Origin of the sequence: Vibrio sp. OPT41 (assembly GCF_015163595.1) — a bacterium.
Lineage (GTDB): Bacteria > Pseudomonadota > Gammaproteobacteria > Enterobacterales > Vibrionaceae > Vibrio > Vibrio alginolyticus.
This window is the reverse complement of record NZ_JADDYH010000014.1, coordinates 888,230-908,828: the sequence shown is the minus strand read 5'-3', so window position 1 is coordinate 908,828 and position 20,599 is coordinate 888,230. Positions and strand designations below refer to the sequence as shown.

Sequence of the window (20,599 nt, the reverse complement as noted above, 5' to 3'; positions counted from 1 at the left end):
CTCGCCCTATAAGAATTCTATCTAATGTTAATTCTACCTTTTAGTATTTTAAATGTTAAAAGGTAGTTTGATTATGCTTTTAAAACTATTTCCTACCAGATTTTTATAAATATAAACGATATTTATTCTCTCTTCTATTTTTCATTAACCATTTGTTTTTACAGTCCATTAATCCTTTACATCATAATGAAAGAAAAAATAACGCAATTTTTTCTCTTTCTTTTTCATGTTTTATTTTATTGAATATTAATTTTTACTAAATTAATGGAAGAGTTTGATTTAAACGTTTGCTTTTTGTGTTTTCATGTAATTTGGTCGCTATTTTTGAGTATTTGTTTTTAGGATGAATACAGTAGCAATTACTTAAGTAATAAAGTACTCAAAAATGGGGATAGTGATTAATAAAACATCGTATTATTATCGCCCCATCTTGTATGTAACAAAGTATTACTAAAAATGAACAGAAATTACTATTTGCTTTTTCTCGCAGCTTTACTTGCTGGCTGTGGCGGTGGGGGAGACTCTAAGCCGAACAATACGAAGACACCAACTACGATAACAAAGCAGAACCGTCCGCAATTAAAAGTGGAAGACACGGTATTGAAGTTTGAAGGAGTGGGAACGGTTACTGAAGCAAAACTGAGCAATGTACATGGGTCGGTATCTTACCAAGTCATTGATTCTAATCCGCCAAATGTCGTGAAAATTAATGACTCAGGAATACTACAAATTCTGCGCCCAGGAACGGCGACTATTCTTGCTACAGATAGTAGCTCTGCTTATGAATCTTCTGAAGCAAGATTTTCTGTGACTGTAGAGCGAGGTATCAATACTGAACTTTCAGTGAGTGATCTGAATTTCAATGCGATTGAGTCAGAAGGAAAAGCGTTGATCGTCCGTGGCCAAAAAGGCGAACTGAGTTATGAGGTAGAAAGTGGTCATAACTTGATTCGTGTTGATGAGAACGGGTCGGTATATTCATTAGGTTCAGTTGGTCAGGCATCGGTGCTGATTACTGATTCAGGTAACGACTTTTACTTGCCGAAACAAGTTCGCGCTACGGTTAAACTGCATGCAGTAGCTCCGGGGCAATTACAGTTCGCTTTGCTTGAAGACGAGTATCGAGAAGGGTTGACGTTAGAACCAGTGCGTCTAGATAAAGCTCAAACGCAACGTATTTCTTACAAAATCATAAATAGCGTACCAGACAGCAAGGTGGCCGAGTTGCTAGACCCTGAAACGGGTTTGCTTCTTGTTCATAATGTTGGGCGATTAACGGTTGAAGCGACTGCAACTTACAGCGACGCGTTTCTAGATAAACAGCAAACAGCGCAATTTTTTGTGGATGTAAAACAAGGCAAGCGTCAAGAAATCAGCGCAGCGGATATTGTCACAACTTATGAGGAAGGTGGACGAATTTTCCCTAAGGTGACGAACGCCTACGGTGACTATGAGCTGAGAATCATTCGTGGTGAAGACGTTGTTGCTAAAACAGAAAATGGTGAAGCATTACTGATCAAAGGTGTTGGTGCTGCTGAAGTGGAAATTTACGAGCATGACATGCGTAATTATCCTGCAAGCAAAACTCGTTTTGATCTTGAAGTTAATCGCGCGCCTCATCCAGTTATAAAAGACATTGAAATGCCGCTTACTTATCAACCAAATCTTTCAATCCCTCTGGCGTTTAAAGGGCAAAAAGGTAACGTAAATCTAGTTAGCAGCTTACCTAATGGCTTACGAATGACTGACGGCAAGTTGGAGGTAGTGACTGCGGGTGAGTACGACCTTAAGTTTGAAGACGATGGTGGGGAGTTCTACCAACCTATTCAATTTAATGTCGTCATCAAAGTTGCAAAGGCTGAAGGCCAACCGATGGCAACGCACGATTATGACGTTGTATACAGCAACAAATACAGTTTTGATCTTCACCGTGATTTTGGTTTGAGTGCTGACGAGCAAATTGAGATTGTAGATAACACCGCACCAGATGTTGTCGGTGGTTTTAGTGAAGGACGTCTCCATGTGTATAAAGCGGGTAAAGCGACGCTAACTGTGCGCAGAAAAGAGAGCGCGAATTATACCGTTGGTCCTGATCAAAAAGTCTACGTGACAATTTTGAGCGCGCCGAGCCGAATTGAAGTTCAATCCGATGTGGAAGAGATTTGGAAGGTTGGCCAAACATTTGTTGCGCCGAAAATCTCTGGTACGGTTGGGGAAGTTACGTACCGATTTGCAGACAACGCAGCAATAGATGTGGTTTCCTTAAACAGCCAAACGGGTGCCATGCAAATTCTTAACGCGGGTAGCACAAAAATTATTGTTTCGGATGCGGGGGACGACAAAGTGGATCCGGGTGAAAGTAGTTTCTCGGTCACGATTAAACAAGGCACAAACCCGGTATCGGTTACTTACCCAACGGTAGAATTCTCCGCTGGTAGTGTTATCTCACCAGTGATGAGTGGTGGGATTGCGAAGGCAAGTTACCGTCTTATTAACCAAAAAGACCCTGTGGTCGAGCTAGTTTCTCCTGATACAGGGCGTTTGAAAATCCTGCATGCAGGCACGTACCAATTAGAGGTTACCCTTACTGGGCGCAACTACAAAGCTAAAACAATCGTCGTAAATGGCACTATTAACAAAGCGAATCACCCTGGTTTAAGTGCTTCTACAATGAAGGTGGAATTTGAACCATTTAAAAAGGTTAAGCTAGACTTTGGTACACCAATAGGAAACCGCAGCTATCAAATATCCAGCTCAACAATTAAAGGAGTCGCTTCATTAGATGTTGATAAGGAAGAGCTGACGTTACTTGATCTCCCGCCAGTAAAAAGACGTTGGATTTCTCTCGACATTTCGGAAGGAGAATCTCGAGATTACAAAGCGTTGGAAAGTAAGAAAGTCCAGCTGTATCTAAGCTTTGCAGATGAAGGTGTTGCGGATCAATATACATTGCTTGAAACTGAACAAACAGTATTGTTTAGCACGCTAAATGCACGTGAGTTTTCTAACTTAGAAGAAAGTGAGTTTGGTTTGATGAACGTTCGTTCAGTGCGTGAGCCAACGGACGAAGAATTGAAATTATACGGCAAAGGTAAGATTGCACTACTTGCATTCAAGCCGGTGGGTAACGATGACCCAACTCTAATAAAAGGAGCGTGGGTACACTTAGCTCGATTTGATGGATGTACATCAGAGCTGTTCGAAGATGATCTCAAGCCTTTTGAAGCAATTGACTATGATGACCCAGGATACTGCACCAGCGGCAGCACGATTCGTATGACTCGGTTCTTAATAATTGATGACTCGAAGATGGAAAAGGTAGAGTATGAGTTAGTAGCACCTGTGATTACTTACCGTCGTGGGGTTCGTGAATTTTTAGCAACGAATAAAGGTGGATTCTATGCCGACCCAAATGTCATTTACGGGAAAGGCGAATATGGTTACCCGAAATCACTTTACGAATGGTCGGTTGTTAACATGAAGTATCAACCAAATTAATCATCGTTTGATACCCATTAAAAAAGGAGTGCGGAACAGCACTCCTTTTTTCGTCTAGCGAACACGAGCTATTTCGTGTAGCGCATCACCCCTTCTTGCACGGCGGTCGCCACTAAGTGACCTTGCTGGTTGTATATTTCGCCACGGACCAACCCACGAGTATTGCTCGCCGTTGGGCTCTCTATCGCATATAGAAGCCATTCATCCATCTTAAACGGGCGATGGAACCAGATAGAGTGGTCAATGGTGGCCACTTGAAAGTTAGGCGTCATTAATGAGACTTCATGTGGATGCATTGCTGTTACAAGGAATCCCCAATCGGATGCGTAGGCCAGAAGGTACTGGTGAATTAGCTGATTCTCTGGCATTTCACCATTAGCACGAATCCAAAGGTACTGTTTGGGTTCTGCTTTTTTGGGCTTCAAAGGGTTGATAACCGTAACGGGGCGAGTTTCGATTGGCTTTTCCCCGCAAAATGTTTTGCGTAAGCGTTTGGGTAGAAATTCTGCAATATGGCTTGCGAGCTCACTCTCTGAGGCAAAGTTTTCTGGACCAGGGATATCTGGCATTTCTTTTTGATGATCAAACCCAGGTTGATCGCCATGGTAGGATGCGGTTAGGTAAAAAATAGGGCGTCCATTTTGAATTGCCTTTACGCGTCTAGTGCTAAAGCTACGGCCATCTCTCAGATTTTCTACATCATAAATAATAGGTTTTTCTGGATCGCCAGGGTACAAAAAATAGCTATGGAAGGAGTGTACCGTGCGTGTTTCTTCAACGGTGTAGCGCGCAGCAGAAAGCGCTTGCCCAATTACTTGACCGCCATAAACTTGAGGCAAACCTAGGTTTTCACTTTGGCCACGAAACAAGCCTTCTTCTAATTTTTCGAGTTGTAGTAGGCTGAGCAATTCTCGTAGTGGTTTACTCATTGTGTCTCCTCACCGTTGTCTTTCATTCCAAGTTACCTCAACAGCCTCACTCTTGTGAAGTGGCATAGTTAAGAACTATTGAGTAACTTAGAAATAGTATTGTTCCAATTATGAAACAAAATCAATTGTTTGATAAATTCTAACTCAGTCAAACTATTGTCAAATAAAGTGACAGGAAGCAGACAGTTTTATATTCCACACCTATAATTGCTTCGGTTTAATGCTCTTTTCGAGGAATATATGAAAAAAACACTACTACTTGTTACTTCTCTACTCTTTGGGGCTGCGTTAGTGGGTTGCCAAACTTCTCAAAATACAGAAATGGAATCTACAGAAGCGTCAATGAAGACGATTACAGGTACAGTGGCTTATCGCGAGCGGATTGCCTTGCCACCAAACGCAGTGGTTACTATTGCGTTAGAAGATGTGTCCTTGGCGGATGCGCCAGCAAAAGTGTTGGCGAAACAGACATTCGAAACAGAAGGTAAGCAAGTTCCTCTTTCTTTTGAGTTGAGTTACGACAGCAATGAAATCAAACCAAACCATCGTTACAGCGTTCGTGCTCGCATTGAGGTAGATGGAAAGCTGCGTTTTATCAGCGACACACATAACGGTGTTATTACAGATGAAGCACAAACTCACCAATTAGATATTCGTCTAGTTGGAACACGTTAATACGACGCACTGAGAACAAAAAATGGCAGCTTAAGGCTGCCATTTGTATTTTTTAAGTGAAGTTTTGCCAACTTCCGATACTTCAATCCCTTCTGCTTCTAATTTCTTTTTTTGTCGCTCTAAATCTCTGCCTTTTAAAGATATTTTTCCTTGGCTATTTACCACTCTAAACCAGGGGAGTTTACTGCCTTCTGGTAAGTTGCCCAGTGCTTTACCAACATGTCTCGCATAGCCCGGATAACCGGCCATTTTGGCAATTTCCCCATAGGTGGAGACTTTTCCTTTTGGAATTTGGTGAATTACAGCAAAGATTTGCGCTAAAAATTGGTCCATACTCAAAAGTGTCTATTTTGGATTACTAAGGAATGGTAAACCATTGGACTTGTATATTGCTAACGGTTCTTAACCCTTGTGTTGCCAGCGACTCACTTTGAAGAATTACATTTTCTGTTCTTTAGTGTCGTTGGTTGATGAGCCTTAAACAGCATGAAGCAAACGCAAGCTAAGCTTGAATCTAGACCCTCTCAACGACTTTCAATCCCAGTTTTTGCCGTTGAGTTACCAAGTAGGTGGGGAAGCCAGGAGGCGCTATGATTTTATCGACACTTCAATTTTTCGTTACGACCTTACTCGCTGTTGTCTGCGTTCGGGCGATGAGTTTGAGCGAGGGGGACATTCCCGTTCTTGCACTTATGATCCCCGCGCTGTGGGTTTTGCCACAAGGTGGGTTCGCTGGCTTAGTATTACTGGGCGCGATGATGGCTTTTGGTGCGACACTCTCAATGCAGCCAATTGCTTTGTCGGTTGGTGTTTTGATCCTTTTCCCACTTTTAATGGTGGTATTTTCTCGTAGAAGCTCTTTAGGTGTGTTGCTCACCGCTGGTCTTATTGTACTTACACTGCAAGTTGGTCTTATGGTCACACAGCAAGGCGGTAAGCTGGATGGGTCTGCTTGGGTTACAGTGGTTCAAACCATTGCTGTTATGGCGATGTGGTGGTCGGCTGCGCATTGGACGCCATCCAATAAACACAGCTGGTGGCCGTTGTTTTTGTTGCTCCCTTTGTGGATTGCAGGCCTACCGTACGCCGTTCTTATGGCGTTAAGTTTGACGGGAATGTTAGCGTCAATGGAAGCACTTGCGAAGCTTCAACATACCATTCGTTGGAGCAAATTATTATGTTGGACATTGCCGACTGTGGGTTTTGCCGCCTTAGTCGTCAGCCCGACCACGGATGTGCCAAACCCTGTTTTCGTGGTTTGGATCTGTTTGTTAGGGACAGCTTGGATGACTGACTATATTTTACGTAGTAGCGATGAACAGGCTGAATTATGAGTTTTTAGTCAGGTAAAAAGTGACATGTGCGGCAGAGTATCGAATTGGTTGTGGAACAAAATGGAGATTAGTATATGTTCTTCATTTCATATTTACTACACTTCCAATAATAATAACCACAATATAAGTGGTTGATTTAAGATAAGTTTGTCATGACAACTTTTGCTCGAACACTGTTGCTTTTTGCATGTTGCCTCTTGAGTTTGAATGTAAAAGCCGAAGCCCCTTTAATTGCTCATTATAAAGTCGCGACTGAAGCGGATGATGTCGTCACTCGTGTTCTTTTCAATGCTGCTTCAGAGGAGTTTGGCTTTACCGTTCAATACGTGAACTACTCCAGCTTTGATGCCATTCTAAATTCAGTAGCGAATGGGGAAGCGGACTTTGCTGCGAATATCACTTACACACAAGAACGTGCTCAACGTTTTAGTTATTCCCGCCCAACAAATATCGAATATACCTACCTCTTTGGTTTAAAAGATTCGACGTTGAGTGACATTTCGCGTGTTGGCGTCCCCAAAGATACAGTTTATGCCCAATTACTTAAACAACACTACCCTGAGCTAGAACAGATCTCTTATCAAGGTCACGAACAAGCAGTAACACTGCTACGTTCAGGTGCTGTGGATGGCGTTGTCGATGCCATTAACCAGCTCAAGCCGATGCTGATGGAGGGGTTTGACGCCAAGATGCTCAATGATCAGATTTCGATAAAGCCCGTATCCATCATCAGTAAAAAAGATCATCATCTTGAAGAGTTGGACACGTTCGCTACGTTTATTCACGGGGAAGCGGTGCAAAAGCAGCTTCGCGAAGAAATTTCCCAGTATCAATTTGAATTAAGGCGAGCAGCGTTGCGTGATTCTATTCGTTTATTGCCCCTTGATTTTAATGAACCAATACGGATTAAGCTCGAATCTATCTTTCCATATGTTGTATACAACGCAGATGGTCGTGTCGAAGGGATGACGGCTGATGTAGTCGTGAGAAGCTGTGAGATCTTGGCTTTAAACTGCTTGATCATTAGTGAGCCTGGTGAAAGCTGGGGTTCTATGTATCATGAGTTTATCCAAGGTAATTTCGAAATTTTGGCGCCGTTAACGGTCAGCCGTGAGCGGCGCGCATTTAGCTACTTTCCAAAGCCCCATTACGCGCCAGCATCGGTGATGGTCAAGCGTTTAGGTTACAAACCGAGCACATACTCTCATGTTTCACAGTTGATATCTGAGCGGATTGGCGTAGTTAAGGATGACTTTTTCGATCAAATGATGACGCAACTGTTACCGCTAAAAGAACTCAAACGTTATCGTACTCAACAAGAGCTCATTCAGGGGCTATTAAATGAAGAAGTCGATTACATTCCGATGGATACGGCGATGCTCAATCATTTTTTACGTCTCAGTGAATTGGTTCCGATAGAGCAGGATACCGCTATTGGCGAGTTTTATGAGTCACAACTCTCTGTTGGATTGGTCGCGAATGAAAAAGGAGCCATGCTTGCGCCTTTCTTCAGTCGAGCGATAGCGATGTTAGAAGTTGATAAGATCATTGCTCAGTACGATGTACGCCCAGATTGGCGTACCGCACTTGAATATGAGATTCGATTAGCGACGCAAACACAAGCTGTGTTTATCTTTGTATTATTGTTTGCTATTTGTGTTTCGCTTTATCTTTACCGTCAATCGAACACTGACAACTTAACAGGGTTAAGGAACCGTCGTGCGTTGCAAGTAAAGTATCGAAAAGGAGTAAACAAAGATCTATCCATACTTTACTTAGACATTAATCATTTCAAACGAATCAATGACACTTATGGGCATCGCGCTGGGGACGAAGTTTTACAACTACTGGCACTAAAAATTCATTATGTCTGGTCGGGAAGATGTTATCGAATTGGAGGGGATGAGTTCATATTGCTGGGTTATCCTACGCAAGCCGAGTTAACTAGAGCAATGAGAGAGCTCAGTAGAATAGACGTGAAAGGCAAATTATATAGTGATTTGGAGTCTATAAGTATCTCTATTGGTTTCTCTGCAAAAAGGGAACGGCACATGAGCTTAGAGCAAGCGATGCATTTGGCTGATGAAGACATGTACATTAGTAAGCAGTCCTCACGGCACGACTCCTCTTATCGTGACTGTACGGTTTCATCATAAAGGAATGAATTGATCGAGTTTTGTCCAAACGGTAATGAAATGATGAAATTCAAGGTTTTTGCTCTTGCATTATGAGAGCTGATACTGAATAATCGCCCCATCGATTGAGGCAAGACCTCTCGAAAAGAATTATGGGGCTCTGGTCCTCTCGCAACAATAGCTCGTGAACTCGGTCAGGTCCGGAAGGAAGCAGCCGCAGCGTGTGACTTGTGTGCCGGGATGTGGCTGGGGTCCCACCCTTTTGAAAGCCCTGCGTTATCGCAGGGCTTTTTTCGTTTTTGAGCCTTCTTTTATTTTGGCTACGCTTGGTGTTCAACGTCTTCTGATGATCAAGCTTCTTGAGGTTATTTAGGTATAATTTATAATCTCATCCGCTTGATACCGAACTGTCGTGAAGATTGTTTAGGGTACGCTCGCCGAATAACCATTTTCACCTGGGATACTTTAATGATTTCAAAAAACCAATTAAAACTGCTTCGTGCTTTAGGTCAAAAGAAACAGCGTAAAGCGCATGGCTTATTCCTAGTTCAGGGTGAAAAGAACGTACTAGAGCTAGCAAGTAGTTCATTGAAGGTGAAGCAGGTTTTTGCAACAGCGGCATTTCTCGAACAAAATGCTGGTACGCTAAATCGTTTTGATTGTGTTGAAGCATCGCTTGATGAATTGACCAAAGCGAGCACGCTTGTGAGCAATAATGCGGCCATTGCTGTGGTTGAAATTCCGAGTGTAAAAGAGCCTCAAGCGAAAGGCTTGATGATTGCGCTAGATGGTGTATCCGACCCTGGTAATCTAGGTACGATTATTCGTGTTGCAGACTGGTATGGCATCAAGCACATTATTGCGAGTACAGATTGTGCTGATCCTTATAATCCTAAAACGATCAGTGCGACCATGGGCAGCTTTGGCCGCGTACAAGTGAGTTTGGTGGATTTGCCAAGTTACTTGGAACACGCCAAATTGCCAGTATATGGCGCGTTTTTGGAAGGAGAGAGCGTTCATAAAACGGATTTCGCTGCTGAAGGTATTTTGTTGATGGGCAGCGAATCTCATGGTGTGCGTGAAGCCGCAGCAAAATTCGTGACAGATAAGATCACGATTCCGGCGTTTGGCGGTGCCGAATCACTGAATGTCGCGATGGCGACTGGCATTATTTTAGACAACATGCGCCGCCAACATTGCTAACGCAACAATTACATAATAACAAAGCCAGTCAATTGACTGGCTTTGTTGTATTTTGCCTAGAAAAATCAGCCTGGCTGAATCTTGCGTTTAACGAAATACAGTGAATGTTGTTCGGTGAGTTAATTTTGTTTTAGTTCAATAGGCTGTGCCTATAAATAAAATTACTCCTTTCCATTTAGTAAAATCAGGAAATTAGGCGACACTTATCTAAAGGCCGCAATAAAATGCCCTTAAGGAGATAAGAATGCATTCATTAAAAGTAAAAGATTACATGACGTTGCAAGCGGTGACTTTCACGAAAGATATGTCACTTTCGGCAGCTTTAAACAAAGTAATGCAAAGTGTCACACTAGGTGGCCCTGTCATTGATGAAAATGAAAAAGTGGTTGGGTTTTTATCGGAGCAAGACTTATTAGATAAGTTGGTGAAAGCAAGTTATCACTGCCAAGATACACATACGGTACAAGAGTGTATGCATGATGATGTCTTATCTGTTTCTCCAGAAATGTCAGTAATTGAACTGGCTGACATGATGAAAGTTGGAAAGCCGAAAATGTATCCAGTGGTGGATGGCAAAGGTAAGTTGGTTGGTGTTATCACAAGAAGAGACGTGCTGCGTGCCATAGGAATGACATTAAATGAGTGTTTTAAGCATCCCGTTTAACCTCTCTGTTTAAACTTTACGGAATATTGCTTTTAAACTGGTTTGGAAAGACGCTTCGGCGTCTTTTTTATTTTATATCGCCGAACTGTACAAATTTATCTTGACCTTGGAGCTTACTCTAAGGTTTATCCTTAGCAATAGGTAAATCACCGATACCAATAAGGAAAAAATTATGTGTACAAAACATCAAGGTTGCCAATCTAGCAAAATCAAAACTGCGGTGCCGCTTGGTGCAAGCGAGTCATGCTGTGCGCCAGTAAAATCTTCGCTCAATATCTCTCAGGCCAGTGTTGATGTTTCTGAAAGCTCTTGCTGTAGTGGAGGAGGCTGCAGCGTTGACACAGGCGAGGAAGACGATCCCACAAGGGAGAGTAATTCCTCCGTTCGGAACGCTTGGCTTGTGTCAGGTATGGATTGCCCATCTTGTGCGCAAAAGCTTGAGAAAGCCATTACGTCTTTACAAGGCGTCAGCCAAGCCAAGGTTTTGTTTGCAACAGAAAAACTGGTCGTCGATTTTGATGGTCTAGAGCTGATAGCTACGATAGAGCAGACAGCCCAAAAAACGGGTTTCCCGCTCTCTTCACTGGATGCTCCAAAACCAAGCACTACAAAGAAAGGCTGGCTTGGCGTCATAAGAGACAACATCCAAATTCTCTCGATTGCTGGTGCAATGGCTACTGCGGCAGTAATTTCTAAGATCGACCCTCAAATAAGCGCTTGGTTATTCACTTTGACGTGTTTACTTGGTTTATACCCAATCGCGCTCAAAGCATTTAAGTTGGCGCGTAGCGGTACGCCTTTTGCGATTGAAACGTTAATGAGTGTAGCGGCGCTCGGCGCTTTATATTTAGGTGAAACCGCCGAAGCCGCAATGGTGTTATTGCTTTTCCTTATTGGTGAAAAGTTAGAAGCATATGCATCATCTCGCGCGCGAAGCGGTGTCCAGGCGTTAATGGACTTAGTCCCAGAAAATTCAATTTTAATTATTGATGGTGAACGTAAAGAAGTACCAGCTGCTCAGCTTAAACCAGGGGATATCATAGAAGTCGCACCCGGAGGTCGTTTGCCTGCCGACGGTGTTTTGCAAGATGCGCTTGCGAGTTTTGACGAAAGTGCGTTAACGGGAGAATCTGTTCCCGTTGAACATCAAACCGGTGGCAAAGTGATGGCCGGGGCTGTGGTTGTCGATAAAGTGGTTCGCTTACAGGTGACTTCCCGTCAGGGCGAGAATGCGATAGACCGAATTCTTCATTTGATTGAAGAAGCAGAATCCCGTAAGGCACCATTAGAACGCTTTCTTGATAAATTTAGCCGTTGGTATACGCCGCTAATGATGCTGGTGTCTCTGATGGTTATCGTTACGCCGCCATTACTATTTGCCCAACCGTGGGAAACGTGGATCTATCGAGGACTCGCCCTGCTGTTGATTGCTTGTCCATGTGCATTAGTAATTTCAACGCCTGCGGCGATCACTTCTGGCTTGGCGGCAGCTGCTAAGCGGGGCGCATTGATCAAAGGTGGTGCGGCGCTTGAGTTGCTTGGCAAGGTTGAGTCTGTCGCATTTGATAAAACTGGGACACTGACGCAAGGTAAACCAGAAGTGACTGATGTCTTTGCTTTTGATATGGATGAAGACAAGTTACTTAGCCTAACTGCGTCAATCGAGGTTGGTTCAAGTCATCCTCTAGCGGTTTCTTTAGTTACCAAAGTGCAAGAGCAGGGGCTTACTATTCCTGAAGCGTTGGATAAAACCGCGCAAGTAGGCTCTGGTGTCACTGGTTACGTCGATGGAAAAATGGTCCAAGTGGTCACGCCTTCAAAGGCAGACTTTCCACTTTCTCAAGAAGCCATAGAGCAAGTAGTTACGTTGGAACAACAAGGTAAAACGGTTGTCATTGTTCGTTACGATGACGAGGTCATTGGCGTGATCGCATGGCAAGATACATTGCGCTCAGATGCCCAGCAAGCCATCGCAATGTTGAAGGAACTTGGGGTCACGTCGGTGATGCTAACGGGTGACAACCCGAGAAGTGCAGAAGCAATGGCAAATAGAATAGGCTTGGATTATAAAGCGAGTTTGTTACCTGCAGACAAGGTGCATTACGTCGAGAAGCTATCACAACAACATACCGTTGCGATGGTGGGAGACGGTATCAATGATGCTCCAGCCATGAAAGCTTCGAGTATCGGCATTGCGATGGGAGGCGGTACGGATGTTGCGCTCGAGACTGCTGATGCGGCGTTAACACACAACCGTTTGATTGAGCTACCTGCCATGATAGAACTGTCGCGCGCGACGCTAAGTAACATTCGTCAGAATGTCGCGTTAGCGCTAGGTTTGAAAGGTGTATTCTTAGTGACAAGTTTACTTGGTGTTACTGGGTTGTGGGTTGCTGTATTAGCCGACAGTGGTGCAACAGCACTGGTGACATTGAATGCGTTGAGATTACTTCGTTTTGAGTCCAAGCAGATCAAATAACTGACCTAACCATTGATCCCACTCATTAATAGCCCGAGGCATTCGTGTATCGGGCTTTTTTTAACCGTATTCACCTGATGCGATCAGACGTTTTTCTCGTCCTTGAAATCACGCATTGCTATGCAACAAAATGATCTAATGCCCCTTAAAGTGTGATCAATACCAGTTTTGTTTGAAATTTCATTTTCATTACATTTTATCATTGTGATTGTGATCACTCTATGTTGGTGAAAGGTTCGCTACAGTGCATCTGTACCCAATAACTGATTAATGAGCTTATTGTTCATAAAATAAGCCACAATAAGGAGCGACTTATGTCTCAAGCTGTATTCCATTTAGGTGTTACTGAAGCTGATCTTAATGGTGCGACTCTAGCGATCATTCCTGGTGACCCAGCGCGTGTTCAAAAAATCGCAGAACAAATGGAAAATCCAGTATTTCTAGCAAGCCATCGTGAATACACGCTATACCGTGCAGAGCTAGACGGTAAACCTGTTGTGGTTTGTTCTACAGGTATTGGTGGTCCTTCTACCTCTATCGCAGTTGAGGAATTGGCACAGCTTGGTGTTCGCACTTTCCTACGTGTTGGTACAACGGGTGCAATTCAACCGCATGTAAACGTGGGTGACATGATCGTAACGACGGGGTCAGTTCGTCTTGACGGTGCGAGCCTACACTTTGCTCCTATGGAATTCCCAGCAGTTGCTGACTTTGAAGTAGCAACCGCAATGAAAGCAGCGGTAGAAGAGTCTGGCGCTACAGTTCACATGGGTGTGACTGCATCAAGCGACACGTTCTACCCTGGTCAAGAACGTTACGATACGTTCTCTGGTCGTGTTGTTAAGCGTTTCCAAGGCTCTATGCAAGAATGGCAAGACATGGGCGTACTTAACTTCGAGATGGAGTCTGCAACACTGCTAACAATGTGTGCGAGCTCTGGTTTAAAAGCGGGTTGTGTGGCTGGTGTTATCATCAACCGTACACAAAAAGAGATTCCAGATCATTCAACTCTGAAAGAAACGGAAGCGCGTTCAATTAAAGTGGTTGTAGAAGCAGCGCGTAAAATGCTTTAAGCCTCTATAGTTGGCATTTAAACAAACAGAAAAAACCAGAGGCTAACCTCTGGTTTTTTTCTACTTATAGAAATGCGTACAGCTAAAATTTAGGTATAAAAAAAGCAGCATTAATGCTGCTTTTTATCGTTGTGAATTTTAGCTTTTCTTAATGGCACTATATCTCGTCTGAACCGCCCGCGTCTTTAAACCAAGCCGTTAAGTGCGTTCTTAAATCTTTAAGCTCATCAGGGCCAATCAGGGCTAGCCCTAAGTCTTCAGCACGAGTAATGTCATTGTGACGAAGAGGACGGAAGCTCACCAACATTGCGCGCGCTTGTAAGCCACCTAATAGATCGCGAAGCGATTCTAACTTATATAAAGTATCGTCGCCGTCATCTCTCATGCCTTTGGTTTTGCACTCGATGATGTGCAGCTTGTTGTTTACAACTGTTGCGACATCTAACTCATTGCGTACTTCACTTTCACCAAGTTTACGATAAACCTGAACATTTAACGATCGATCTTGAATCGTCGGCATGGTGTCTTGGATTTGCTTCACGGTGCTGTGAACCAAAGTTTCTAACCACTCACCGTTTGAAAAGCGTCGAGCATCTTCATCTGCAAACGTTAAAACGCCATTTTCATAGGTGGCGATTTCTGCTTCTACTAAATCTGAAAGCAACATGTTGAGCTCACGGTAGCCCTGCTGTTTTTCGGAGAGCTCGACATCAAGCTTTTGTTCTTTGCGGCATGTGGTTGCAAGGTAGTTAAGTGTTGCTAGACCTGGCCCAAGCTCAAGCGCATTTGAGGCCCATCGTTCACCAAGTTCATACAATTTTTTATCAAGAAGAGGTGGTAAATCAACGTGGTGAAACTCGCCGCGTGCACCAAAGATAGTGAGGTAATCTGCAATCGTAATGTGATCTTCGACTTGGGTATCTTCTTTGCCATCAGGGTATAACCAACAAAGCTTATCGCTACTAGGCTCAACCACAAAAATTGGCCAGCGATAGGTACGGAAAACTTCGTACACCGACAACAAGCGATGACGAAGACCACAGCTCGCGTTCAATTTTACATCTTCGCCGCGTTCATGGAGATCTTTTGCCAGTTTTTGAATTGCTTGTTTGATCAGAGATGTATTAACAGCGGATGGAATTTCAAAAAATTCAGAAGTAATTTCTCGTTGATCTAAAACGGCACTCAGTCGGTCAAATATATCTAACTGGCTCTTGTCTCCGATGAAGACGATATGTGTGCTTAGCGTACGATTATCTAATAGAGGAGTGACCAATCTCACTGGGTCTTGGTCGATAATACCAACATGAACAGCCATAGATTTTCCTTTTTATGAGGCCGCTCGAAAAGAGTTGTGCAAGGGGATGAGCTGGCCTTATTAATCATATGTAGACATGGCCGACAAAAAACAAGGGCGACTTAACAAAAAGTCGCCCTTATACAGTTGATTGCACTAATTAATGCTCTTAATTATAAAGTATTTATAACTTAAATCGGTGGACCAATTCATTTTGCTGATGAGCCAAGTGGGTCAGTGATTCACTGGTTTGTGCGATATTCGACATGGCTCGGAAACTTTCATCGGCGATGCTGTTGATATCTTCGATGCTGCGAGCAATGTCTGTTGATGTTTCACTTTGCTCTGCTGCTGCTTGTGAAATGTGCGTACTCATTTGGCTGATTTCGATGATTAGCGCCTGGATCTCTTCCATTGAGCTGTTCGCTTTTGATGCTTGCTCAACCGACATCTCCATATCGCTCATACAGCTTTGTATGACTTGGTTCGCCGATTGCGAGCTAGATTGCAGATTACTGATCATGGATTCAATTTCAGTGGTTGATTGAGTCGTTCTTGATGCGAGTACTCGTACTTCATCTGCCACTACCGCGAAGCCGCGACCTTGTTCACCAGCGCGAGCCGCTTCAATTGCCGCGTTCAATGCCAGTAGGTTGGTTTGCTCCGCAATGTTGCGGATCACATCAAGGATAGACCCAATTTGACCACTCATTTTTTGTAGCTCAGAAACTGCGGAGACCGATTCGTTCAAACGTGTTTCTAGTTGATTAATGGTTGAGATATTACTGCTCATAACATTTCTACCTTCTTCAGAGGCAGATTCGACGCGTTGCACCATTTCTAACGAGCCTTGCGCACTTTGCGCGACTTCCTGCACTGAATGAGACATTTCTGTCATCGCGGTAGCGACGTTTGCTGTTTGTTCGCGTTGAGAGCTCAATTTAATTTGTGCTTGCGAAGAGGTGCGTTCGTTGGTTGTCGCGGTTGACGATAGGTTTTCTGACGCTTCGTTGAGTTTCACCAAGATCTCGTGAAGGTTGTCGGCGAGTGAGTTAATGTGTCCACTCACACGGCTGAATTCGTTGTTATAGCGAATGTCGATACGCTGTGTCATATCACCTTCAGTCAGGCTTTCTAACACTTTTAGAATACGAGTCAACGGTTCGCGAACGCTTTGAGCGATGTGGTAGCCAATCGCTGTCGCGAGTAAAACGACAATAACGCCAATGATGATGGCTTTCGTTACACCCGCCGAATATATGTCACCTGCGTCTGCCAATGATTCATTGAGCTTATCTGTTGCGGTTGTCGTGAATTGCTCAAGAATCGCCATGGTTGAATCCACTTTATTTGCTAGGTTGGCGATATTGTTATACAAAGCGGCGCGAGCATTGAGGTAATTATTATGTTGGTCTAGCACACCGCCACGCATACCAACGTCACGAGTAAATTGCTCTACAGATTCGCCAAAAGCTTTTTCTAGCTCAGGAAGCTGAGTCACCAACCCGCGGAATGCGTAATTCAAGTGCGTTACTGCTTTGCGGTTTTTAGCTACGGCTTGCGTAACAAACTCAGGGTTGGAACTGGCGAGGGCATCAGAGGTAATTACTTCGGCATCTTTTAACTTGATAAAGTAGCTCTTTGCCATGACTTTGACAGAAATGCTGGTTTGATCTGCCACATATTCTTTAAGACCAACCGAAAGTTCGGTATTCAGTTTTTGGAAGCGGCGTGAGGATTTTTGCACTTCTTCTTGAGCCGCGAACATTGCTTCGTAGTTGTCCATGGCCTCTAGAGCTTCTGTAAAATAGCTCTGCTCTAACGTTTTTAACTCTGAAAACGGTTCGGCAAGAGAAGGGTAGATTTGGCTTGCGGTTTTCAGTTGAGCCAATGTGGATTCGAAGCGCTGTTGAGATCTAGCAAATTCCTGACGCATTTCATCCATGCGTTGTTTATTCTCTGTCGTCAGGAAGTCTTTAAATGATTTGTCGGCAGAAAGCAGCTCAACACTGGTTTGATTAGATAACGATACCAACGGTAGGGATGATTTAGAAACCGTGCCAAATTTTCCGTGAATATCACTCATTCCTCCCATCATAATGGCAATTGTGACGGCAAATAGGATGATGATCAGTGCAAAGCCGGCATACATCCTTTTAATAACTGAACCTCGCATAAGTGAGCTTCCTCTCCCAAAAATAGACAAGCTACCCAAGTATTTTTGAATTTACTTGGGTATAAAAATAATAATTGTCTTAAAAAAGTAACAAAATTCATTGGATTGTATTCAGTTTGTGACGCGCATTTTATGACGCACACGACAAAAAAAGCTTCGTTAATTAGCATTTGATTAATAATGTTAAGTGAACACTGTTTTTATTGAGCTCCGCTTTTGGTTGGCGCATACTAATTGGGATCTAATTACGTTTATAAAATGGAGTCCTCATGGCGGAAGAAACGATCTTTAGTAAAATTATTCGCAAGGAAATCCCTGCCGATATCCTTTATCAAGATGATTTGGTGACTGCGTTTCGCGACATTAACCCTCGCACACCAAGCCATATTCTCATTATTCCGAATAAACTGATCCCAACAACGAATGATGTAGAAGCTGAAGATGAAGCAATGATGGGGCGTTTGTTCACTGTTGCTAGAAAGTTAGCGAAAGAAGAAGGTATTGCTGAAGACGGCTATCGCCTAATCGTTAATTGTAATCCACATGGTGGCCAAGAGGTTTACCATATTCACATGCACCTACTAGGCGGCCGCCCTCTAGGTCCAATGGTATTGAGCTAAGCTTTTAAAAGTGGGTGGTGATTCACCCACTTCTTTTTCCTGTCGAATGACACATTTGTGGAGATAAATGTGAAACTAGGTGTAAAGCTGTTAGGGCTGATGAGCTGGGCTTTAATGGCCTCTGGCTGCGCGAATTTATCTGCGGGCAATCTGTTTAGTCATTACAGCAACCAGAATCAAGAAGTTTATCAAGCCGTTGTTGCAGGGGAATATGCCAAAGCAAAACAACTTCAATCAAGTGAAGTGGGTGGCGAGATACTTGGCAATTTTGAAAAAGGTCGCATCTCTTTTCTTGCTGAAGATTACCCGACAAGTTTGAATGCGCTAGAAAGCAGCGATCGTGCCGTACGTGTCCAACAAGATCGAGCGACGATATCTGTGTCAGACACGGCAACGAGCGTCGGCTCTCTCGCAGTGAACGACAATCTCCAAGACTATCATCCCGCCGATTACGAACTTGGCTTTTTGCACCTGTATCTAGGACTAAATTACTTACAGAAAAACGATTTAGAAGGAGCACTAGTTGAAGTGCGTCGAGCTAATCAAGTTCAGGAAGCGGCAAGAAAGGCGCGTGAAAAAGAGCTAAAAGCAGCAGAGAAAGACCTTAACAAGCAAGGCATATCTGCCAATTTAGGCAGTGTATTAGCGAACTACCCTGATGCTGGTAAAAAACTAAGCGCGGTACAAAATGGTTATCTGTTCTATCTTTCTGGCTTGTTATATGAAGCGTCGCGAGACTTAAACAGTGCTTATGTTGATTACCGACGAGCACTCGCTGTAATGCCAGACAACAAGCAAGTTGTAGAAAGCACCTTATACGCTGCTAAGAAGCTGGGCATGCGTGAAGACTTGCGCATGCTAGAGAAGCGGTATGGCAAAGCACCTTCTGGATTAACTCAGTCACAAGGGCGAGTCATCGTTATTGATGAGCAGGGTGTTGTTGAGGCGATGAAAGGGTGGCGTATTGATTTACCGATTTACGACAGTCGCGATAATGGCGCGATTTATTCGTTGGCGCTTCCTTATTATCAGAACCGAGGTGCTCAACGTTTTAGCGATGTTGTTTTAAATGGTCAGGTATTGCCTTCCAGTACGCTGACTGATGTTAATGCGATGGCGCAAAACGATCTTAATGAACGTCTTACTACAATAGTGATCCGTCAAGCTCTTCGTGTTTGGGCAAAAGATCGAATCCGAAAAGAGGCGGCGAAAAAAGGCGATGATGTGGGCAACATACTTTTCAATGTATGGAACACATTGACCGAACAGCCAGATACAAGAAGTTGGCAAACATTGCCAGCGCAAGTGAAAACGGCTTCAAAAATCGTGAAACCGGGAACACAAAGTTTAAACTTGGGTGATCAAACCTATCAGTTTGAAGTGCCTGCACAGCAGACTACATTGGTATGGGTATCTCGTCAGGGAGCACACTCAACCGTGTGGCATAAACAGCTAGGGAGACTGTAATGAAAGCATGGCTTGTTTGTTTAGCAATGGCTATTGGTTTAGTTGGATGCGCCGAAAACACGGCTGGTATTCGAATTGATGGCCAAACGCAAAAAGTATTTTTTAATGATAACGTTTTAGGTAGTCGCTTATTAGTTGACAACATCACCACCACTTACGTTGATGATCGCCCACGAGGAGTCGTGCAGCTGAGTAGCAATTACAAAGGTGATCAGCACATTCTTTACCGATTTTATTGGTATGACAACAATGGTTTAGAAGTGAATACCAAACCTGGTCCGTGGCGAAAAATGATTGTGCGAGGATTTGAGCAAGTCACGTTATCTGAAGTTACTGTGAATCCAAATGGCACAAAATTCCGTGTGCAAATTAGAGAAGCACAAGACGATTAATCTTAACGGCTCTGCCGAAGCTGCCGCGCTAACGATGCGCTGGTATTGAAAAACTAAGGAACTCTCATGAAAAAAAGTATTATTGCTCTTTTAGGTCTTGCCGTCATTTTAGGTGGCTGTTCTAACAAAGTCTCTTACGGCGATGCGCAAGCAACAGAAACCACGACTATCGATTTTGGCTCAACAGATTTACAAAAAATCGCGGCTGAAATGGTGGATAGCATGATGATGTCGGGCTCTGTAGCAGCAATTACTCGTGACCAACGTCCTATCGTTTTTGTTGAGCGAATTAAGAACAAAACCAGTGAACATATTGACACTGAATCCATTACTGACACGATCTCTACTAAGATGTTGAACTCAGGTAAGTTCCGTTTTGTTGATATGGATCGTGTTGAGTCTGTGCGTGAACAACTTAACTTCCAAAACACGGATGAGCTTGTTAACCAAAGCACAGCTATCCAATTTGGTAAAATGGTTGGTGCTCAATACATGCTTTACGGCAACCTATCTAGCATTGTGAAAAATGCAGGTAGCGATAAAGATGTATACTACAAGATGACCATGCGCCTAATGGACCTAGAAACAGGTTTGATTGAGTGGGCGGATGAAACTGAAATTCGTAAAGCGCAATCTAAGAGCCTATTCGGTCTTTAA

Annotated in this window: 16 protein-coding genes and 1 other RNA gene; 13 read left to right on the top strand and 4 right to left on the bottom strand. The window is 43.5% G+C overall.

Going from position 1 to position 20,599, the window contains the following annotated elements:
• Positions 1–456 precede the first annotated feature (456 nt).
• Positions 457–3,498, top strand: coding sequence for a hypothetical protein (locus tag IQP38_RS07670; protein ID WP_053303256.1), 3,042 nt, complete (start codon positions 457–459; stop codon positions 3,496–3,498).
• 68 nt (positions 3,499–3,566) lie between these two features.
• Here IQP38_RS07670 and tesB read toward each other — a convergent pair whose 3' ends face one another.
• Positions 3,567–4,427, bottom strand: coding sequence for an acyl-CoA thioesterase II (tesB, locus tag IQP38_RS07665; protein WP_005378575.1), 861 nt, complete (start codon positions 4,425–4,427; stop codon positions 3,567–3,569).
• A 240-nt stretch (positions 4,428–4,667) separates the two neighbouring features.
• On the opposite strand from tesB, the gene IQP38_RS07660 reads away from it, so the two are divergent.
• Entirely contained in the window at positions 4,668–5,102 is a 435-nt protein-coding gene (locus tag IQP38_RS07660) for a YbaY family lipoprotein (RefSeq protein ID WP_005378572.1), read from the top strand.
• A gap of 30 nt (positions 5,103–5,132) precedes the next feature.
• On the opposite strand, the gene IQP38_RS07655 is transcribed toward IQP38_RS07660, so the two are convergent.
• Complete coding sequence (locus tag IQP38_RS07655; protein WP_005378570.1) at positions 5,133–5,435, bottom strand: DNA base-flipping protein; 303 nt, start codon at positions 5,433–5,435, stop codon at positions 5,133–5,135.
• Positions 5,436–5,692: 257 nt separating this feature from the next.
• On the opposite strand from IQP38_RS07655, the gene IQP38_RS07650 reads away from it, so the two are divergent.
• The 7 genes from IQP38_RS07650 (at position 5,693) to udp (ending at position 13,990) form a co-directional block, all read left to right on the top strand.
• A complete protein-coding gene (locus IQP38_RS07650) occupies positions 5,693–6,436 on the top strand; it encodes a hypothetical protein (RefSeq protein ID WP_005389942.1) in 744 nt (247 codons plus the stop codon).
• Between the two features lie 152 nt (positions 6,437–6,588).
• Complete coding sequence (locus IQP38_RS07645; protein ID WP_104975980.1) at positions 6,589–8,592, top strand: GGDEF domain-containing protein; 2,004 nt, start codon at positions 6,589–6,591, stop codon at positions 8,590–8,592.
• Between the two features lie 137 nt (positions 8,593–8,729).
• An RNA gene (gene ffs / locus IQP38_RS07640) (signal recognition particle sRNA small type) lies at positions 8,730–8,826 on the top strand.
• A gap of 213 nt (positions 8,827–9,039) precedes the next feature.
• The gene (locus IQP38_RS07635) at positions 9,040–9,774 is read left to right on the top strand and encodes an RNA methyltransferase (RefSeq protein WP_053303254.1); all 735 of its coding nucleotides are present in this window, start codon (positions 9,040–9,042) and stop codon (positions 9,772–9,774) included.
• A 244-nt stretch (positions 9,775–10,018) separates the two neighbouring features.
• Positions 10,019–10,438 (top strand): CBS domain-containing protein, encoded by a 420-nt coding sequence (locus IQP38_RS07630; protein ID WP_005378483.1) that lies wholly within the window; start codon positions 10,019–10,021, stop codon positions 10,436–10,438.
• A 172-nt stretch (positions 10,439–10,610) separates the two neighbouring features.
• Positions 10,611–12,917 carry a zinc/cadmium/mercury/lead-transporting ATPase gene (locus IQP38_RS07625; RefSeq protein WP_053307489.1) on the top strand — a complete coding sequence of 769 codons (2,307 nt, stop codon included), beginning with the start codon at positions 10,611–10,613 and terminating at the stop codon, positions 12,915–12,917.
• Between the two features lie 314 nt (positions 12,918–13,231).
• Positions 13,232–13,990 (top strand): uridine phosphorylase, encoded by a 759-nt coding sequence (gene udp, locus IQP38_RS07620; RefSeq protein ID WP_005378479.1) that lies wholly within the window; start codon positions 13,232–13,234, stop codon positions 13,988–13,990.
• Positions 13,991–14,147: 157 nt separating this feature from the next.
• On the opposite strand, the gene IQP38_RS07615 is transcribed toward udp, so the two are convergent.
• A complete protein-coding gene (locus IQP38_RS07615; RefSeq protein WP_005378476.1) occupies positions 14,148–15,308 on the bottom strand; it encodes a DUF1887 family protein in 1,161 nt (386 codons plus the stop codon).
• Between the two features lie 163 nt (positions 15,309–15,471).
• The gene (locus IQP38_RS07610) at positions 15,472–17,463 is read right to left on the bottom strand and encodes a methyl-accepting chemotaxis protein (protein ID WP_193837461.1); all 1,992 of its coding nucleotides are present in this window, start codon (positions 17,461–17,463) and stop codon (positions 15,472–15,474) included.
• Between the two features lie 269 nt (positions 17,464–17,732).
• Between IQP38_RS07610 and hinT the strand changes: the two genes are divergently transcribed.
• From hinT to lpoB, 4 genes are all read left to right on the top strand, one after another.
• A complete protein-coding gene (gene hinT / locus IQP38_RS07605) occupies positions 17,733–18,083 on the top strand; it encodes a purine nucleoside phosphoramidase (protein ID WP_005378473.1) in 351 nt (116 codons plus the stop codon).
• Positions 18,084–18,152: 69 nt separating this feature from the next.
• Positions 18,153–19,550, top strand: a complete 1,398-nt coding sequence (locus IQP38_RS07600; protein WP_193837460.1) for a COG3014 family protein — start codon at positions 18,153–18,155, stop codon at positions 19,548–19,550.
• Complete coding sequence (locus tag IQP38_RS07595) at positions 19,550–19,942, top strand: YcfL family protein (RefSeq protein ID WP_005378469.1); 393 nt, start codon at positions 19,550–19,552, stop codon at positions 19,940–19,942. The genes IQP38_RS07600 and IQP38_RS07595 overlap by 1 nt, the downstream gene beginning before the upstream one ends.
• Before the next feature lie 66 nt (positions 19,943–20,008).
• Positions 20,009–20,599 (top strand): penicillin-binding protein activator LpoB, encoded by a 591-nt coding sequence (gene lpoB, locus IQP38_RS07590; RefSeq protein ID WP_005378467.1) that lies wholly within the window; start codon positions 20,009–20,011, stop codon positions 20,597–20,599.

Excerpts from the sequence above, each read along its gene's own strand:
- IQP38_RS07625 (WP_053307489.1), top strand. The coding sequence starts at position 10,611 with ATGTGTACAAAACATCAAGGTTGCCAATCTAGCAAAATCAAAACTGCG.
- tesB (WP_005378575.1), bottom strand. The coding sequence starts at position 4,427 with ATGAGTAAACCACTACGAGAATTGCTCAGCCTACTACAACTCGAAAAA.
- udp (WP_005378479.1), top strand. The coding sequence starts at position 13,232 with ATGTCTCAAGCTGTATTCCATTTAGGTGTTACTGAAGCTGATCTTAAT.
- IQP38_RS07610 (WP_193837461.1), bottom strand. The coding sequence starts at position 17,463 with ATGCGAGGTTCAGTTATTAAAAGGATGTATGCCGGCTTTGCACTGATC.
- IQP38_RS07670 (WP_053303256.1), top strand. The coding sequence starts at position 457 with ATGAACAGAAATTACTATTTGCTTTTTCTCGCAGCTTTACTTGCTGGC.
- lpoB (WP_005378467.1), top strand. The coding sequence starts at position 20,009 with ATGAAAAAAAGTATTATTGCTCTTTTAGGTCTTGCCGTCATTTTAGGT.
- IQP38_RS07635 (WP_053303254.1), top strand. The coding sequence starts at position 9,040 with ATGATTTCAAAAAACCAATTAAAACTGCTTCGTGCTTTAGGTCAAAAG.
- IQP38_RS07615 (WP_005378476.1), bottom strand. The coding sequence starts at position 15,308 with ATGGCTGTTCATGTTGGTATTATCGACCAAGACCCAGTGAGATTGGTC.
- IQP38_RS07650 (WP_005389942.1), top strand. The coding sequence starts at position 5,693 with ATGATTTTATCGACACTTCAATTTTTCGTTACGACCTTACTCGCTGTT.
- IQP38_RS07630 (WP_005378483.1), top strand. The coding sequence starts at position 10,019 with ATGCATTCATTAAAAGTAAAAGATTACATGACGTTGCAAGCGGTGACT.
- IQP38_RS07595 (WP_005378469.1), top strand. The coding sequence starts at position 19,550 with ATGAAAGCATGGCTTGTTTGTTTAGCAATGGCTATTGGTTTAGTTGGA.
- IQP38_RS07655 (WP_005378570.1), bottom strand. The coding sequence starts at position 5,435 with ATGGACCAATTTTTAGCGCAAATCTTTGCTGTAATTCACCAAATTCCA.
- IQP38_RS07660 (WP_005378572.1), top strand. The coding sequence starts at position 4,668 with ATGAAAAAAACACTACTACTTGTTACTTCTCTACTCTTTGGGGCTGCG.
- hinT (WP_005378473.1), top strand. The coding sequence starts at position 17,733 with ATGGCGGAAGAAACGATCTTTAGTAAAATTATTCGCAAGGAAATCCCT.
- IQP38_RS07645 (WP_104975980.1), top strand. The coding sequence starts at position 6,589 with ATGACAACTTTTGCTCGAACACTGTTGCTTTTTGCATGTTGCCTCTTG.